The sequence below is a fragment of the Geothrix alkalitolerans genome (assembly GCF_022808885.1).
Classification (GTDB): Bacteria; Acidobacteriota; Holophagae; order Holophagales; family Holophagaceae; genus Geothrix; species Geothrix alkalitolerans.
The window spans coordinates 252,739-266,677 of sequence record NZ_JAKZLE010000005.1 but is presented as its reverse complement, the minus strand read 5'-3'; the positions used below and the strand labels follow the sequence as shown (position 1 = coordinate 266,677).

Genomic DNA, 13,939 nt, shown 5'->3' with positions numbered 1-13,939 from the left:
CCTCCGATCAGAACAATACGCCATCTTTTTACCAAGCGACCCGCCCTGGCGTCATGGGGGAACCGGGCTATCTTCATCCCTGCAGCGTTCATGCAGATGCAGTCTCGATCTCACATCGCGGGCCCGGCCTGACCGCCGCCGGGTCCCTCCCGGGAGCTTCCCCATGGCCGAGCTGAGTCCAGACCAGGTGGCCGGGAACTGGGGCGCCATCGCCCCGGACTATGAGCGGGCCTTCGAGGGTCTGAGCGGCCAGTTCGCGGCGCACGCACTCCGTCTGCTGAGCCTGCGGCGGGGCGAACGCGTCCTTGACGTGGCCGCGGGCACGGGGATCTTCGGCCTCATGGCCGCGCGGGCGGGGGCGAAGGTCCTCGCGACGGACTTCGCCCCGGGCATGGTGGACCGGCTCCGGGAGCGCATCGCCGAGGAACAGCTCTCGGGCATCTCCGCCGAGGTGATGGACGGGCAGGCCCTGGACGTTCCCGACGGAGCTTTTGACGCCGGCGCCTCGGTGCTGGGCCTGATCTTCTTCCCGGACATCGACCGCGGCCTGGCCGAGCTTCGGCGCGCCCTGCGCGGAGGCGGGCGCGCCGCGATCGTCTGTTGGCGCGACCCCGCCAACCTGCAGCTGATGACATTGGTGCGTCAGGCGGTCCAGAAGGTGGTCCCGGGGCTTCAGCCCCCCGCCGCGCCGCCCGTGTGGGCGAGGCTCAGCGGCGCCGGAACGCTGAAGGCCCGCATGGAAGCGGCCGGCTTCCGTGAGGTGGAGGTCGTGACCTCCACGGCCGTGCAGGAGATCGACGAGCCGGAGGCCTACTGGTCGGGCTTCACGCGGTCGGCGCCGCCCCTGGCCCACCTGTTCAGCCAGCTCGGACCCGAGGCCACTGAAGCCGTGGGGCGCGAGTACATCGAGGCCCTCCGCGCCCAGTCCCGGCGCGGGATGCCCGTCATGAGGGCGGAGGCCTGCATCGGCCTCGGCCGGGCCTGACTATGGACGCGGACCGCACCGGCCCCGGGGTCCGCCTCCCGCCGCCCCTCGTGTTCATCGCGGGGCTGGGCCTCGGTTTCCTGCTCCAGCGCCGCGTCCCGATGCCCTTCGCCGCGCCGGGAAACCCCCTTCTGCGGCTGGCGGGCGGCGTGCTCGTCCTCGGCTCGGCAGCCCTGGCGCTCTGGGGCTTCCTCACCTTTCGCCGGGCCCGCACCACGGTGCGACCCGATCGCCCCGCCTCGGCGCTCCTCACCGCGGGGCCCTTCCATTTCACCCGGAACCCCCTGTACCTCAGCCTCTCGCTGCTCCACGCCGGCGTGGCCCTGCTGGCGAATGCGCTCTGGCCCGCGCTCATGCTTCTGCCCGTCCTGCTCGTCATCCGCTTCCACGTCATCGCCCGGGAGGAGCGCCACCTCGCGGCCCGCTTCGGGGCGGACTACCAGGCCTACCTGAGGAGCGTCCGGCGCTGGCTCTAGGGCCCGGCACTCGAACTATGCTGGGGACATGACCGATTCGTTCCTCGCGCGCATCCCCACGCTGGCCGACGCCGAGCTGCGCCGCTACCTGGAACATCCCCAGGACTACAAGACCGAGGCCGTGGAGGCCGCCCTGGCGGAGCTGGGGCGGCGGGGGGCGGCGGTCCCCGAGGCCGACCTGGCGCGGGTGCGGGAGGCGCTCCGGTCCCGGGAGATGCGACACGCGGTCCAGGCCGGCCGGCTGCTGGGGACCGACCCACTCGTCCGGAAGCACCGCATCCGCCGCGTCACCGCGGGCATCCTGACGGCGGGCCTTGGCGCCGCGGCCCTGATCTACCTGCGGGCCAGGCCCCGGATGGCCAACCCCCTGGGCTACGAGCCCGAGGACACCAAGAAATACCTGCGGGAGCTGGAGGTCTACGGAGGGAAGCTGAACGTCCTGGTCACGGAGTTCCGGCACTGGTTCGAGGGGCTCTGGCAGGGCCGCTCCCTGGCCGCCACCGTGGCCGTCCTGACGCTCCTCCTCGCTTTCGGCTTCTGGTTCGTGGCCACCCGCCTGGCCCCGGACGGGGAGGGCCGCTGACATGGCCTCGAAGCCACGGCCCCAGACGCCGGGCCAGGCACCGGGCCAGGCACCGGGCTTGACGCCGAAATCCCAAGCCCCGGCCCGTCGGCCCGCCAAGCCGGGCCTTCACCCCCGCAACCGCCACAGCGGCGGCTACGACTTCCCGTTCCTTATCGCCGCCAGCCCCGAGCTGGGGCCCTTCGTGCGGCGCGCCCCCCATGGCGGGCCCACCATCGACTTCGCGGATCCTGCGGCGGTGAAGGCCCTGAACCGGGCCCTCCTGCTGGAAGCCTACGGGATCCGCGGCTGGGACCTGCCACCCGGCGCCCTCTGCCCGCCCATCCCCGGCCGCGCGGACTACCTGCACCACTTGGCGGACCTGCTGGCGGAGGGCGGACCCATCCCCCGGGGCGCCGCCGTGCGCGCGCTGGACATCGGCACCGGCGCCAGCCTCATCTACCCGCTGCTGGGCCACCGGGAGTACGGCTGGTCCTTCGTGGCCTCGGACCTCGATAGCGCGTCGCTGGCCTCGGCGGCCCGCGTCCTGGCGGCCAATCCCGGCCTGGAGGCGGCCATCGCCCTGCGCCGACAGCCCGATCCCCAAGCCATCTTCCGGAATGTCGTGAGGCCGGCTGAGCGCTTCGACCTGACCCTCTGCAACCCGCCCTTCCATGCCTCGGCGCGGGAGGCCCGGGAGGCCGCCCAGGCCAAGTGGCGGAAGCTGGGGCGGGGAACCGCCGGGGTGGCCCGGAACTTCGGCGGCCAGGGGGCGGAGCTGTGGTGCGAGGGTGGCGAGGCGGGCTTCGTCCGGCGCATGATCGCGGAAAGCGTGGACCTCCAGGCCCAGGTCCGCTGGTTCACCAGCCTCGTCTCCAGCTCCGCGAACCTGCCAGGCCTGCAGCGGGCGCTCCGCCAGGCCGGGGCGTCGGAGGTCCGCACGGTGCCCATGGCCCAGGGCCAGAAGCAGAGCCGCTTCGTGGCCTGGACCTTCCTGGATCCCGAGGCCCGGAGGGCCTGGTGGGATGGGTTGTGATCCAAGGTTTCGGACAAATCGGTATGATTTATCCGTCGCCGGAGTCCCCATGTTCGCCGTCCGCCGCCTCCCCGCCCTGTTCGCCCTGTTGATGCTGGGGGCGCACTTCCTCCGTTCCGGCGAGCTGCTCCTGGTGCTGCTCTGCCTGGCGCTCCTGGTGCCACTCTTCATCCCGCGGACCGCCGCCCAGGCCACGGTCCGCTGGGTCCTGGCTTTCGGCGCCCTGGTGTGGCTATGGACGCTGGTCCAGGGCATCCGCCAGCGTCTGGCCTTCGACGAGCCCTGGCTGCGCCTGGCCCTGATCCTCGGCGCCGTGGCGGCGTTCACGGCCTGGGCCGCGTGGCTGCTGCGCGAAGTGAAGGGAACGGCCTGTGGCCTCAGAAGATCGACCACCCCGTCCGCGTCGTGAAGCGATCGAGGGCCTCGACGCCGGCGATGCTGTTGCCGTGGGGGTCGAGGGCGGGGCTCCAGACGCAGAGGACGCCGCGCTCGGGCAGCACGGCCAGGATGCCGCCGCCCACGCCGCTCTTGCCCGGCAGGCCCACGCGGTAGGCGAAATCGCCGGCGGCGTCGTAGGTGCCGCAGGTGAGCATGATCGAGTTGATGCGCTTGGATTCGCTGCGGGAGAGCAGGCGCGAGCCGTCCGCGCGCAGGCCGTGGTTGGCCAGGAAGAGGCCGGCCTTGGCCAGGTCCGCGCAGCTCATGGCGAGGCTGCACTGGCGGAAGTAGTGGTCCAGCACCCGGTCCACGGGGTTCTCCAGGTTGCCGCAGCTGGCCATGAAGTGGGCCAGGGCCGCGTTGCGGTGGCCATGGGAGGCCTCCGAGGCGGCCACCTCTGCATCCACGTCCAGGACCGGATTGCTGCTTTCCGCCCGGAGGAAGTCCCGCAGCGTGCCCAGGGAATCGCCCGTGAGCGTGAGCAGGCGGTCGATGAGGACCAGGGCCCCGGCGTTGATGAAGGGGTTCCGCGGGATGCCCTTCTCGTATTCCAGCTGCACCAGCGAGTTGAAGGGGTTGCCCGAGGGCTCGCGGCCCACGCGCTTCCACAGGGCCTCGCCGTCCCGCGCCAGCACCAGGGCCAGGGAGAAGGCCTTGGACACGCTCTGGATGGAGAAGGGCGTGCGCCAGTCGCCGGTGCCGAAGAGCTGGCCATCCGTGGTGGCGAGGGCCAGGCCGAAGCGCGCGGCGGGCACGGAGGCCAGGGCCGGGATGTAGTCCGCCACCTTCCCCTGCGCCGCCAGGGGCGCGGCTTCCACCGCCAGGTCGTCGAGGAGGGCTTGGAGGTCCATGCTTCCAGAATCCCACAAGAGCCGTGGGTATAGGATGGTCGCCATGACGCCCCTCACCGCCGACCTCCTCTTGCTGTTCCAACGCGACCTGCGCTGCCTCGTCCGCGAAGTGGAGATGTTCCCCGATGATGCGGTGCTCTGGCGCACGGTGCCGGGCATCGCCAACAGCGCCGGGAACCTGGCCCTGCACGTGGCGGGCAACCTCCGGCACTTCGTCGGCGCCGTGCTGGGCGCCACGGGCTACGTACGCCAGCGGGAAAGGGAGTTCGCCCAGCGGGAAGGCACGCGGGCCGAAGTCGCCGCGGGGCTGGAAGCCGCCATCGCCGCGGTGGAGGCGGGCCTGGCGGCCCAGACGGACGCCTCCCTCCAGGCGCCCTTCCCCACCCCCATCGGGGGGCATCGGATGTCCACCCGGCGCCTCCTCCTGCACCTGGAGGCCCACCTCGCCTTCCATCTCGGCCAGGTCGGATACCTGCGCCGGGTGCTCACGGGGGATGCCGCCAGCGCCGGCGGCATGGCCATCCCGGACCTCGCGGAGCCTTGAGCCATCCTGGAAGCCGGCGGAGAATCGGGCATCATGCCTGAAGGAGGGTCCATGTCCCTGAATGGTTCCGTCGCGCTGGTCACCGGCGCCAGCCGCGGCATCGGGGCCGCCGTGGCCCAGGCGCTCGCGGCCCAGGGCGCCGCGGTGGCCGTGAACTACTTTGGTTCGGAGGCCGCCGCGAAGGCCGTGGTGGACGGGATCCAGGCCGGGGGAGGCCGGGCCATGGCCGTGAAGGCCGATGCCCGCGACCGGGCTCAGGTGGAGGCGATGGCCGCGGCGGTGAAGGCGGAGCTGGGCCCCATCGGGATCCTCGTGCTCAACGCCGCCATCGGCTTTCCCATGAAGGGCATCCTCGAATACCCCTGGGAGGCCTTCGAGGCCAAGGTGCTGGGCGAGATGGGGGCGGCCTTCCACGGCTGCCGGGCCGTGGTGCCCCAGATGCTGGCGCAGAAAAAGGGCTCCATCATCGCCATCACCAGCGGCCTCGCCCGCAACCCCGGCTGGGGATTCTCCGCCCACAGCGCGGCCAAGGCGGGCCTGGAGGGCTTCGTGCGGGCGCTGGCCTTCGAGCTCGGCCCCATGGGCATCCGCGTGAACGCTGTGGCGCCCGGCCTCACGCTCACGGACGCCACGGCGGACCTGCCCGAGAAGCACAAGCAGGCGGCGGCGGAGCACACGCCCCTGCGGCGCAACGGGCTGGCCCAGGACGTGGCCGAGGCCGTGGTCGGCCTCCTGCAGGCCGGCTTCGTCACCGGCGCCACCCTCCCCGTGAACGGCGGCGGGCACACCTTCTAGGAGCATTCATGGCGGCGCTTCGCACCGGTCTCGTCCTCGGCATCCTGGTGGTGCTCTGGACCTTCGTCATGGGCTTCACGGGCTGGTACCGCCATCCCAGCCTGTTCTTCCTCCTCTGGCTGGCCATCCCCCTGCAGATCGGCATCCTGCTCCTGGCCCTCCGCCGCACCGCCTCGAGCCAGGGCTACCTTCGCCAGGTGCAGGACGGCGTGGGGGCCACCCTCATCGCCTCCGCCGTCATCTTCGTGGGCAGCCTGCTCTTCACCCTGGTGGTGTTCCCCAGCTACTTCGCCGAGATGGAGGCCCTGGGCCGCCTGAAGATGGTCCAACAGGGCTTCACCCCCGATCAGATCGAGGCGGTGATGAAGGCCAAGGGCCCCATGCAGACCTCCCTGGGCCGGGCCTTCTCCTGGGCCCTGGGCACCTGGATCACGGGCCTGGTCACCTCCCTGGCGGCCGCGGTGAAGTATCACCGACGCAGGCCAGTGGTGGCCATGCCGCCTGCGGAAGCTCCTCCTCATGAGGAAGGTCCCACCACTGACTCGTAGGGACTGCCGGCGGACCCGCCTCAGCGCTCCTGCCTCAGCGCCGCGGCGAGGGAGAGCGGGTGGGCCGCGCCGGCGATGACGTCGTCCACGCAGCGCAGGACGAGGCCCGAGCGCAGGGGCGCGGCAGCCAGCTCATCGCGGGTGAGCCAGCGGCAGCCCAGGATGTCCGGATCTTCCGGGGCCGCTTCCGCGCCTTCGGGGACGGTGCCCCGGAAGCAGAGGCGGCAGTAGTCCTTCCCGTTCCGCGCCAGGAGCTGGTAGATGCCCACGAACGCCTCCGGCGTGAAGGCCAGGCCCGTCTCCTCGCGCACCTCGCGGCGCACGGCGGCGAGGACGTCCTCGCCGGGCTCCACGTGCCCCGCGGGCTGGTTGAAGACACGCTCAGGCGAGCCGTCCGTCTCCTCGACCACGAGGAAGCGGCCGTTCCGCTCGATGACGGCGGCGACGGTGAGGGCCCACATCAGGCCGCCAGGAACAAGTAGAAGCCGTTGATGAAGTAGACGATCCCCACCACGCCCACCAGCAGGCCCAGGTAGTAGACGGGCTTCTGCTTGAGCAGGGCGGCGATGGAGGAGAGCAGGATGCCGATCTGGAGGAAGATCACCGCCAGGCCGAAGGCCGCGCCGTGCCGCTGGGCCTCGGTCTTGACCTCCTCGAAGCGGCGGGCCTCCTTCTGGATCTCGGCCTTCTCCCCGTCGTACTTCGTCACCTTCTTCTCCACGTCGGCAAGGCTCTTCTCCAGGGTGGGCACGGCCGTCTTCGGCGCCAGCTCCAGCTCCCGGCGCAGGCGCATGGCCTCCACCTCGTAGAGGTTCCCCTTGATGCCCTTGGCCTGGTAGTAGGCCCACTGGTCCGAGGCCTGGCTCTGGCTCAGCACGGCCCGGGTGGAGTGGCCGCCGCCTTTAAAGGTTGCCAAGGTGGCGCAGACCGCGAGGATCACGGTCGTCAGGGCCAGCAGGTTCAGCCAGGGTTCTTTCTTGTCGTCGCTCATGGGTCTCCGCCGCAATTGGCACCAGCCATTCTACGGAAAAAGGCCCCGTTGCTTGAACCGGCGGGACTTGGGCCTATCGTGAAGGATTGGAGTCCTCCGGGATGTGCGCCGAATGTCGCAGTCCTCCTCCGATCCGACCAGGATCCGCCGCCCTTCACCGGGGGCGGGCTCGGCGCGTCCGTCCCCACGTTCCCAAGCAAAGCCTAGGAGGCTCCCATGCTGCACCGCACCGCGCTTTGCATCGGGATCAACCAGTACCAGAACTTCCCCGCGGCCAACCTGAACGGGTGCGTGAACGACGCCCACGACATGGCTTCGCTGCTGAAGGATCTGCTGGGCTTCGAGGATTCCGATATCACCCAGTTGACGGACCAAGCCGCCACCAAGGCCAACATCATGCGCGAGCTGCGACGCATGGTGGAAGGCGCCTTGGCCGGCCGCTACAACCACCTGGTCTTCACGTTCTCGGGCCACGGCACCCAGGTGCCGGACCTGAACCTCGATGAGTTCGACCGGGCCGACGAGGCCTTCTGCCCCCATGACCTGGCCCAGAGCGGCCCCCAGTGGGACCGCGACCACCTCATCGTGGACGACGAGCTTCATGACCTGTTCGTGCAGCTTCCCCAGAGCGTGATCCTGGAAATCCTCCTCGACACCTGCCACAGCGGCGCGGGCCTCCGGGCGGCGGACCTGCTCATGGACCGCAAGCCCCGCTACCTGCCGCCGCCCTCGATCGAGGCCTTCCGCGACATCGAGTACCGCCGGGCCCGCCCTGGGCACCTCAAGCTGCTGGAGAAGGGCCTGTCGCACCACATCCTCTGGACCGCCTGCAAGGAGAGCCAGACCGCCGCGGACGCTTTCATGCAGGGCGACTGGCACGGCGCCTTCAGCTGGCACTTCTGCCGCGAGGCCAGGGCCAGTGGCAATCACCTCACCCGGGCCAAGGTGCTGGCGAAGATCCGTTCCGACCTCAGCGCCGCCCACTTCACGCAGACGCCCCAGCTGGACTGCGAAGCCGTCACCCGCCATGCGGTGATGAAGGCGGTGGAGGTTCCCCCCAACCTGTCACCGCTGCCGACCGAGATGCCGACCTGACGGGGCTTTCGCCCGAAACGAACGGGGCGCCGCAAGGCGCCCTGTTCCTTGAAACGCGAAGCGTCTCAGCCTAGTAGCGGTAGTGGTCGGCCTTGTAGGGCCCTTCCACCGGCACGCCGATGTACTTGGCCTGGTCGGGGCGCAGGGCCGTGAGCTTCGCGTTCAGGGTCACCAGCTGGAGCCGCGCCACCTGCTCGTCCAGGTGCTTGGGCAGGGTGTAGACGCCGACCTGGTACTCGCCCTTCTTCGTCCACAGCTCGATCTGGGCCAGGGTCTGGTTGGCGAAGCTGCTGCTCATCACGTAGCTGGGGTGGCCGGTGCCGCAGCCCAGGTTCACCAGGCGGCCCTTGGCCAGCAGGATGATGCGCTTGTTGTCCGGGAAGATCACGTGGTCCACCTGGGGCTTGATCTCCTCCCAGGCGTACGTCTCGAGGCTGGCGACATCGATCTCGCTGTCGAAGTGGCCGATGTTGCACACGATGGCATTGTGCTTCATCCGCTTCATGTGGTCGTGGGTGATCACATGGAAGTTGCCGGTGCAGGTGACGAAGATGTCGGCCTGCTCGCAGGCCTCCTCCATGGTCACCACGCGGTAGCCCTCCATGGCGGCCTGCAGGGCGCAGATGGGATCGATCTCGGTCACCCACACCTGGGCGCTGAGTGCACGGAGCGCCTGGGCGCTGCCCTTGCCCACATCGCCGTAGCCGCAGACGACGGCGATCTTGCCGGCGACCATGACGTCCGTGGCGCGCTTGATGGCGTCCACCAGGGACTCGCGGCAGCCGTAGAGGTTGTCGAACTTACTCTTGGTGACGCTGTCGTTGACGTTGATGGCGGGGAACTTCAGCTCGCCCTTCTTGGCCATCTCGTAGAGGCGGTGGACGCCCGTGGTGGTCTCCTCCGTCACGCCCTGGACCTTGGCCAGCTGGGTGGAGTACCAGGTCGGCTGCTCGGCCAGCCGCTTGCGGATCGCCGCGAAGAGCACGGTGGCCTCTTCGCTGTCGGGGTGATCGAGGACGTGGATATCCTGCTCGGCCCGTGCGCCCAGGTGCAGCAGCAGGGTGGCGTCGCCGCCGTCGTCCAGGATCATGTTGGCGCCGCCCTCAAAGTCGAAGATGCGGTGCGTGTACTCCCAGTACTGGGCCAGGGTCTCGCCCTTGACGGCGAAGACCGGCGTGCCCTCCGCGGCGATGGCGGCGGCGGCGTGGTCCTGGGTGCTGAAGATGTTGCAGCTGGCCCAGCGCACCTCGGCACCGAGCGCCTTCAGCGTCTCGATGAGCACGGCGGTCTGGATGGTCATGTGCAGCGAGCCCGCGATGCGCGCGCCCTTCAGCGGCTGCTGCGCGGCGTACTGGCGCCGGATGGCCATGAGGGCGGGCATCTCGCCCTCGGCGATGGCGATCTCCTTGCGGCCCCAGGCGGCAAGGGCGAGATCGGCGACGATGAAATCGGTGGTGGCGACGGTCATGGGACCTCCACGAAGGGCCGGATCGACAGGAGGGTGCGTCCACCCCATCGCCCCGGTTCAGGGTTGAGGTGAGCGCCGTTCCTGGAAGGATGGGTCCGAGCCTGAGATCCCGCACAGCCGATCTGCCGGGTCCTGCAGCGCTCCTCGGACCCTTCCAGGATAGCGGTGGCGACAGGGATGAGGTGGGTGGGAATGGGCTCGTGATTCAAAACTGTCACCACGCAAAATTTATTCGTAATTTTTTAATCAAGTTTAAAATTTGAAATAATTTGTTTTAATTGTTTATTTATAAATTTTGTCATTTTTTAATTACAAAATTTTTCGCAATAAAATACTTTAGCCAATTCATATCAACACTAAACAACTGGCACAAACCTCGAACTGACATGGCTGCCTGAAAGGAGGCAACCATGTCCAACCCCCTCACTTCCCTGGCCCTGGCGCTCGCCCTGGCCTTTCCCCTCTCCGCCGCGGCCGGCCGCGCGCCCCGGGCCCCCCAGCGGCCTGTGAACCTCAACACGGCCACCGTCACCGAGCTCATGCAACTGCCCCGCGTCGGCCAGAAGACCGCCGAGCGCATCGTGGCCTTCCGCAAGCAGCACGGCGGCTTCCAGCGGCCGGAAGAGCTCATGAACGTCAAGGGCATCGGCGAGAAGTCCTTCGCCAAGCTCAAGCCCTACTTGGCCCTCACCGCCTCGCCGCGCCCTGCGGCCGCCGCGAAGTAGGGGGCCTCATGCTCCGGAGCTCCCGCCGCTCGCAGCAGGGGACCTCCCTGCTGGATGTCACCGTCTCCATGGCCGTGGCCGCCGCCATGACCGTGGCGTGCCTGGCCCAGTGGGACACCAGCAGCGCCGAGCTCGCCGTGGCCCACCACGAGATCCGCGGCAGCCTGGAGCAGGCCTTCAGCCTCGCCCGGGCCCGGGGCACCAACGTCACCGTGGCCCTGGGCCAGGCCAGCGGCGCGGGAGAGCACCTGCGCGTCCAGCTCCCTCGCCGGATCAGGTGGGGGAAGCCCGCACAGATCCCCCTGCCGCCTGACATGGACGAGCCCTCGGTGGCCACCCGCACGGGTGAGGCCCACCCCATCCTCACGGTCACGCCGCGCCACACGGCCCTGGCCAGCACCTGGTTCCTGAACGACGGCCGGGAGGCGCTCTGCATGCGCCTCTCGGGCCAGGGGAAGCTCCAGGTCCTGCGCTGGCGCCGGGACCGCCAGAAGTGGGTGAGGGCCTGATGCGCATCCACTTCGCCGCTTGCGCGGGTCCGACCTCTCCTTCATGCCTCCGGACCGACCTGTCGTCCCGTCCTCCAGTCACCTAGGGGCAACCTCATGCGCATCCTCGACCTCTCCCCCGACCAGCGCCCCCGGGAGCGCCTGCTCGCCGGCCACGGCGAAACCCTCTCGGACGCGGACCTCCTGGCCCTGATCTGGGGCACGGGTCTCCGGGGCCACAGCGCTGTGGAACTGGCTCAGGCCGTGCTCGGCCGCACCGGCGGCCTGGCGGGCCTCCTGACTCTGGGGCTGAACGACTGGCTGGAGCAGCCGGGCCTCGGCCCCGCCAAGGCGGGCCAGCTCTGGGCCGCCCTGGAGCTCTCCCGGCGCGCCCAGCGCGGCTCCGACCGTCCCCGCATCACCAGTCCCCGCGCCGCCGGAAGCTACCTGCTGCCCCGCTGCCAGGGGTGGACCGAAGAGCGCTTCGGCCTCCTGGCCCTCAACGCCAAGGGCGACCTCTTGGCCGAGCGCATCCTCAGCCAGGGCACGGCCACCGCCACGCTCATCAGCCCCCGCGAGTTCTTCCGCGAGGCCCTGCGCTACGGCGCCAGCACCGCCCTGGCCTTCCACAACCACCCCAGCGGCGACCCCTCGCCAAGCCGCGAGGACATCCAGCTCACCCGGCGGCTCCAGGCCGCGGGCGAATCCCTGGGCGTGCCCCTGGCCGACCACCTCATCCTCGGCCACGAGCGCTACCACAGCTTCCGCGCGGCCGAAGGCTGGGATGCGCGGCCTTGACAGGTGGCCCGAAGGCGGGACGGCTCGTCCCGATTCCGGGACGCCCCGTCCCTCAGGGGGTCGAATGTCCTCAGGCTTTGCAGTGAATTGATTGGACATGAGCCTCCGGCATGGGTTTGGCCTTCAGGAAGGCGAGCCCACCTGCCGGAGCCCCCATGGACCTTCCACGAAACATTGCACCCCGCCGCCGCCACCTCCGCCTGATGATCGGAATCGGGGCAGTGATGCTGCTGGTGGCGGGGCTTGCCCTGCTGAAACCTCCCGTGCCGACGGTGGAGCACCAGAACCTCCTGGTGGATGCCGTGAAGCGGGGCCCCCTCCTCATCCAGATTCGCGGCAGCGGATCCCTCGTGCCGGTGCATGTGCGCTGGCTCACCACAGCTGCGCCAGGGCGCGTGGAGCGTCTGGTCGCCTTGCCGGGCGCGGTGGTGAAAGCCGAAGACCTCATCCTGGAATTGAGCAATCCGGAGTTGCAGCAGTCCGCCCTTGACGCGGCATGGCAACTGAAGGCTGCGGAGGCGGACCTGCAGGCCGCCAAGGCCCGGCTCCAGGGCCAGCTGCTGGATGTACGCGCGTCACTGGCTTCCGCGAAGGCCAACCGGTCCAACGCGGGCATGGGTCTCCAGGCGAGCGAGGCCCTGGCGAAAGCAGGGCTCATCTCCCACCACGACCTCCTGAAAGCCCGGACCCTGAATGAGGAGCTCGACACGCGGCTCGCCATCGAAGAGGGACGGCTTCAGAGCGGCTCGGACTCCATGAAGGCCCAGCTGGCTTCCTTCCAGGCCAGGGTAGAGCAGGCCCGCGCCCTCTACACCCTCAAGCGGACTCAAGTGGACGGCCTGAAGATCCGTGCCGGCCTGGATGGCGTGCTTCAGCAGCTGCCCGTGCAGGTGGGCCAGCAGCTCGAGCCAGGCGCGATCCTCGCGAAGGTGGCTCAACCTACGCAGTTGAAAGCCGAGCTGAAGATCGGCGAAACCCAGGCGAAGGACCTGTCGCTGGGCCTGACCGTCCACATCGATACCCGCAACGGCGTGGTTTCGGGGAGGATCGCCCGCATCGACCCTTCGGTCCAGGGCGGCACGGTCACCGTGGATGTCAGCCTCGACGACCCCCTTCCCAAGGGCGCCCGCCCCGACCTCAGCGTCGAGGGCGTCGTGGAGGTGGACCGGATTGCCGACGCGCTTCATGTCGGGCGACCCGTCCAAGCCCAGGCTCAGGGCCAGGCCAGCCTGTTCAGGCTGTCGGCCGATGGAACCGAAGCCACTCGGGTGAAGGTGGCCTTCGGACGAGGTTCCGTCTCCACCCTTGAAGTGCTCGAGGGTCTGCGGGTCGGAGACCGGGTCATTCTCTCCGACGCCTCAGCCTGGGATGGCTTCGACCGTATCCGCATCAAGTGATCCTGTTCTGACAACCCTCGAAGGAGTGCTCATGTCCACCTCTCCCATCATTTCTCTCACAGGAATCCGCAAGGTGTTCACCACGGATGAAGTGGAGACCCATGCCCTGGCGGACATCCACCTGGAGATCCACAAGGGGGAGTACGTCGCCATCTCGGGCCCATCAGGTTGCGGGAAATCGACCCTGCTTTCCATCCTGGGCCTTCTCGACGCGCCAACCTCCGGGGGTTACACCCTCAACGGGAAGGAGGTGTCGAACCTCACCCTTGCCCAGCGCGCACGCATCCGGAACCGGGAGATCGGATTCATTTTCCAAAGTTTCAACCTCATCGGCGACCTCACCGTCTTCGAGAACGTGGCCCTGCCCTTGGCCTACCGGGGCGTTCCTCCCGGCGAGAGGAGGGCGTCCGCACTCAAAGCCCTTGAAGTCGTGGGGATGAGCCATCGCGTCAACCACTACCCCGCTCAACTCAGCGGTGGCCAGCAGCAGCGGGTGGCGGTGGCAAGGGCCATGGGCGGCCGACCGTCCATCCTGCTGGCGGACGAACCCACCGGCAATCTCGACTCCAGCAATGGGGAGACTGTCATGGGGCTGCTCAAAGACCTTCATCGCGACGGTTCCACCATCTGCATGGTGACGCACGACCAGCGGTTCACCCAGGCCGCCGACCGCAACATCCACCTCTTCGATGGCCGGGTGGTCGCAGAGGCCTCCCTGCAGACGGCTTGATGCGAAGCCGTG

The 13,939-nt window shown here is 69.1% G+C and carries 18 protein-coding genes and 1 riboswitch; of the genes, 14 read left to right on the top strand and 4 right to left on the bottom strand.

All coding sequences use genetic code 11. The features are described from left to right. Window positions 1-163: 163 nt before the first annotated feature. Genes MLJ35_RS11790 through MLJ35_RS11770 form a run of 5 tightly spaced genes read left to right on the top strand, consistent with a single transcriptional unit; the run spans window position 164 to window position 3,468 of the window. Window positions 164-985: a class I SAM-dependent methyltransferase gene (locus MLJ35_RS11790; RefSeq protein WP_243384508.1), complete on the top strand. Its 822-nt coding sequence runs from the start codon at window positions 164-166 to the stop codon at window positions 983-985. Window positions 986-987: 2 nt separating this feature from the next. Next, entirely contained in the window at window positions 988-1,461 is a 474-nt protein-coding gene (locus MLJ35_RS11785) for a methyltransferase family protein (protein ID WP_243384507.1), read from the top strand. A 28-nt stretch (window positions 1,462-1,489) separates the two neighbouring features. Further along, complete coding sequence (locus tag MLJ35_RS11780) at window positions 1,490-2,044, top strand: hypothetical protein (protein WP_243384506.1); 555 nt, start codon at window positions 1,490-1,492, stop codon at window positions 2,042-2,044. Between the two features lies 1 nt (window position 2,045). Then, window positions 2,046-3,059, top strand: coding sequence for a 23S rRNA (adenine(1618)-N(6))-methyltransferase RlmF (gene rlmF, locus MLJ35_RS11775; protein ID WP_243384505.1), 1,014 nt, complete (start codon window positions 2,046-2,048; stop codon window positions 3,057-3,059). 49 nt (window positions 3,060-3,108) lie between these two features. Beyond that, window positions 3,109-3,468: a hypothetical protein gene (locus tag MLJ35_RS11770; RefSeq protein WP_243384504.1), complete on the top strand. Its 360-nt coding sequence runs from the start codon at window positions 3,109-3,111 to the stop codon at window positions 3,466-3,468. Here MLJ35_RS11770 and MLJ35_RS11765 read toward each other — a convergent pair. Continuing rightward, on the bottom strand, window positions 3,437-4,348 hold the full coding sequence (locus tag MLJ35_RS11765) for a glutaminase (RefSeq protein ID WP_243384503.1): 912 nt from the start codon (window positions 4,346-4,348) through the stop codon (window positions 3,437-3,439). The genes MLJ35_RS11770 and MLJ35_RS11765 overlap by 32 nt on opposite strands. Before the next feature lie 43 nt (window positions 4,349-4,391). Between MLJ35_RS11765 and MLJ35_RS11760 the strand changes: the two genes are divergently transcribed. Genes MLJ35_RS11760 through MLJ35_RS11750 form a run of 3 tightly spaced genes read left to right on the top strand, consistent with a single transcriptional unit; the run spans window position 4,392 to window position 6,235 of the window. Beyond that, the gene (locus MLJ35_RS11760; RefSeq protein ID WP_243384502.1) at window positions 4,392-4,892 is read left to right on the top strand and encodes a DinB family protein; all 501 of its coding nucleotides are present in this window, start codon (window positions 4,392-4,394) and stop codon (window positions 4,890-4,892) included. Window positions 4,893-4,943: 51 nt separating this feature from the next. After that, window positions 4,944-5,687 (top strand): SDR family oxidoreductase, encoded by a 744-nt coding sequence (locus MLJ35_RS11755; RefSeq protein WP_243384501.1) that lies wholly within the window; start codon window positions 4,944-4,946, stop codon window positions 5,685-5,687. An 8-nt stretch (window positions 5,688-5,695) separates the two neighbouring features. After that, window positions 5,696-6,235 carry a DUF4199 domain-containing protein gene (locus tag MLJ35_RS11750; protein WP_243384500.1) on the top strand — a complete coding sequence of 180 codons (540 nt, stop codon included), beginning with the start codon at window positions 5,696-5,698 and terminating at the stop codon, window positions 6,233-6,235. 20 nt (window positions 6,236-6,255) lie between these two features. Here the strand turns inward: MLJ35_RS11750 and MLJ35_RS11745 are convergent, their stop codons facing one another. Continuing rightward, on the bottom strand, window positions 6,256-6,696 hold the full coding sequence (locus MLJ35_RS11745; RefSeq protein ID WP_243384499.1) for an NUDIX domain-containing protein: 441 nt from the start codon (window positions 6,694-6,696) through the stop codon (window positions 6,256-6,258). After that, window positions 6,696-7,226: a DUF4337 domain-containing protein gene (locus MLJ35_RS11740; RefSeq protein WP_243384498.1), complete on the bottom strand. Its 531-nt coding sequence runs from the start codon at window positions 7,224-7,226 to the stop codon at window positions 6,696-6,698. Before MLJ35_RS11740 ends, MLJ35_RS11745 begins: the two co-directional genes overlap by 1 nt. A 216-nt stretch (window positions 7,227-7,442) precedes the next feature. Here MLJ35_RS11740 and MLJ35_RS11735 point away from each other — a divergent pair, with 216 nt between their 5' ends. Next, the gene (locus MLJ35_RS11735; RefSeq protein WP_243318985.1) at window positions 7,443-8,321 is read left to right on the top strand and encodes a caspase family protein; all 879 of its coding nucleotides are present in this window, start codon (window positions 7,443-7,445) and stop codon (window positions 8,319-8,321) included. A 70-nt stretch (window positions 8,322-8,391) separates the two neighbouring features. On the opposite strand, the gene ahcY is transcribed toward MLJ35_RS11735, so the two are convergent. After that, a complete protein-coding gene (gene ahcY / locus MLJ35_RS11730) occupies window positions 8,392-9,789 on the bottom strand; it encodes an adenosylhomocysteinase (RefSeq protein WP_243384497.1) in 1,398 nt (465 codons plus the stop codon). Window positions 9,790-9,852: 63 nt separating this feature from the next. Further along, a riboswitch (S-adenosyl-L-homocysteine riboswitch) is annotated at window positions 9,853-9,941 on the bottom strand. A 258-nt stretch (window positions 9,942-10,199) separates the two neighbouring features. Between ahcY and MLJ35_RS11725 the strand changes: the two genes are divergently transcribed. The 5 genes from MLJ35_RS11725 (at window position 10,200) to MLJ35_RS11705 (ending at window position 13,927) form a co-directional block, all read left to right on the top strand. Continuing rightward, window positions 10,200-10,514, top strand: a complete 315-nt coding sequence (locus MLJ35_RS11725; RefSeq protein WP_243384496.1) for a ComEA family DNA-binding protein — start codon at window positions 10,200-10,202, stop codon at window positions 10,512-10,514. A gap of 8 nt (window positions 10,515-10,522) precedes the next feature. Beyond that, a complete protein-coding gene (locus MLJ35_RS11720) occupies window positions 10,523-11,023 on the top strand; it encodes a hypothetical protein (protein ID WP_243384495.1) in 501 nt (166 codons plus the stop codon). A 96-nt stretch (window positions 11,024-11,119) separates the two neighbouring features. Then, complete coding sequence (radC, locus tag MLJ35_RS11715) at window positions 11,120-11,800, top strand: RadC family protein (protein WP_243384494.1); 681 nt, start codon at window positions 11,120-11,122, stop codon at window positions 11,798-11,800. Window positions 11,801-11,955: 155 nt separating this feature from the next. Further along, a complete protein-coding gene (locus MLJ35_RS11710; RefSeq protein WP_243384493.1) occupies window positions 11,956-13,197 on the top strand; it encodes an efflux RND transporter periplasmic adaptor subunit in 1,242 nt (413 codons plus the stop codon). A 31-nt stretch (window positions 13,198-13,228) separates the two neighbouring features. Beyond that, entirely contained in the window at window positions 13,229-13,927 is a 699-nt protein-coding gene (locus MLJ35_RS11705) for an ABC transporter ATP-binding protein (protein ID WP_243384492.1), read from the top strand. The last annotated feature ends 12 nt before the right edge of the window (window positions 13,928-13,939 follow it).

Bases quoted from the DNA above. Each gene is read 5' to 3' on its own strand.
- MLJ35_RS11790 (WP_243384508.1), top strand. From the start codon at position 164: ATGGCCGAGCTGAGTCCAGACCAGGTGGCCGGGAACTGGGGCGCCATC.
- MLJ35_RS11785 (WP_243384507.1), top strand. From the start codon at position 988: ATGGACGCGGACCGCACCGGCCCCGGGGTCCGCCTCCCGCCGCCCCTC.
- MLJ35_RS11780 (WP_243384506.1), top strand. From the start codon at position 1,490: ATGACCGATTCGTTCCTCGCGCGCATCCCCACGCTGGCCGACGCCGAG.
- rlmF (WP_243384505.1), top strand. From the start codon at position 2,046: ATGGCCTCGAAGCCACGGCCCCAGACGCCGGGCCAGGCACCGGGCCAG.
- MLJ35_RS11770 (WP_243384504.1), top strand. From the start codon at position 3,109: ATGTTCGCCGTCCGCCGCCTCCCCGCCCTGTTCGCCCTGTTGATGCTG.
- MLJ35_RS11765 (WP_243384503.1), bottom strand. From the start codon at position 4,348: ATGGACCTCCAAGCCCTCCTCGACGACCTGGCGGTGGAAGCCGCGCCC.
- MLJ35_RS11760 (WP_243384502.1), top strand. From the start codon at position 4,392: ATGACGCCCCTCACCGCCGACCTCCTCTTGCTGTTCCAACGCGACCTG.
- MLJ35_RS11755 (WP_243384501.1), top strand. From the start codon at position 4,944: ATGTCCCTGAATGGTTCCGTCGCGCTGGTCACCGGCGCCAGCCGCGGC.
- MLJ35_RS11750 (WP_243384500.1), top strand. From the start codon at position 5,696: ATGGCGGCGCTTCGCACCGGTCTCGTCCTCGGCATCCTGGTGGTGCTC.
- MLJ35_RS11745 (WP_243384499.1), bottom strand. From the start codon at position 6,696: ATGTGGGCCCTCACCGTCGCCGCCGTCATCGAGCGGAACGGCCGCTTC.
- MLJ35_RS11740 (WP_243384498.1), bottom strand. From the start codon at position 7,226: ATGAGCGACGACAAGAAAGAACCCTGGCTGAACCTGCTGGCCCTGACG.
- MLJ35_RS11735 (WP_243318985.1), top strand. From the start codon at position 7,443: ATGCTGCACCGCACCGCGCTTTGCATCGGGATCAACCAGTACCAGAAC.
- ahcY (WP_243384497.1), bottom strand. From the start codon at position 9,789: ATGACCGTCGCCACCACCGATTTCATCGTCGCCGATCTCGCCCTTGCC.
- MLJ35_RS11725 (WP_243384496.1), top strand. From the start codon at position 10,200: ATGTCCAACCCCCTCACTTCCCTGGCCCTGGCGCTCGCCCTGGCCTTT.
- MLJ35_RS11720 (WP_243384495.1), top strand. From the start codon at position 10,523: ATGCTCCGGAGCTCCCGCCGCTCGCAGCAGGGGACCTCCCTGCTGGAT.
- radC (WP_243384494.1), top strand. From the start codon at position 11,120: ATGCGCATCCTCGACCTCTCCCCCGACCAGCGCCCCCGGGAGCGCCTG.
- MLJ35_RS11710 (WP_243384493.1), top strand. From the start codon at position 11,956: ATGGACCTTCCACGAAACATTGCACCCCGCCGCCGCCACCTCCGCCTG.
- MLJ35_RS11705 (WP_243384492.1), top strand. From the start codon at position 13,229: ATGTCCACCTCTCCCATCATTTCTCTCACAGGAATCCGCAAGGTGTTC.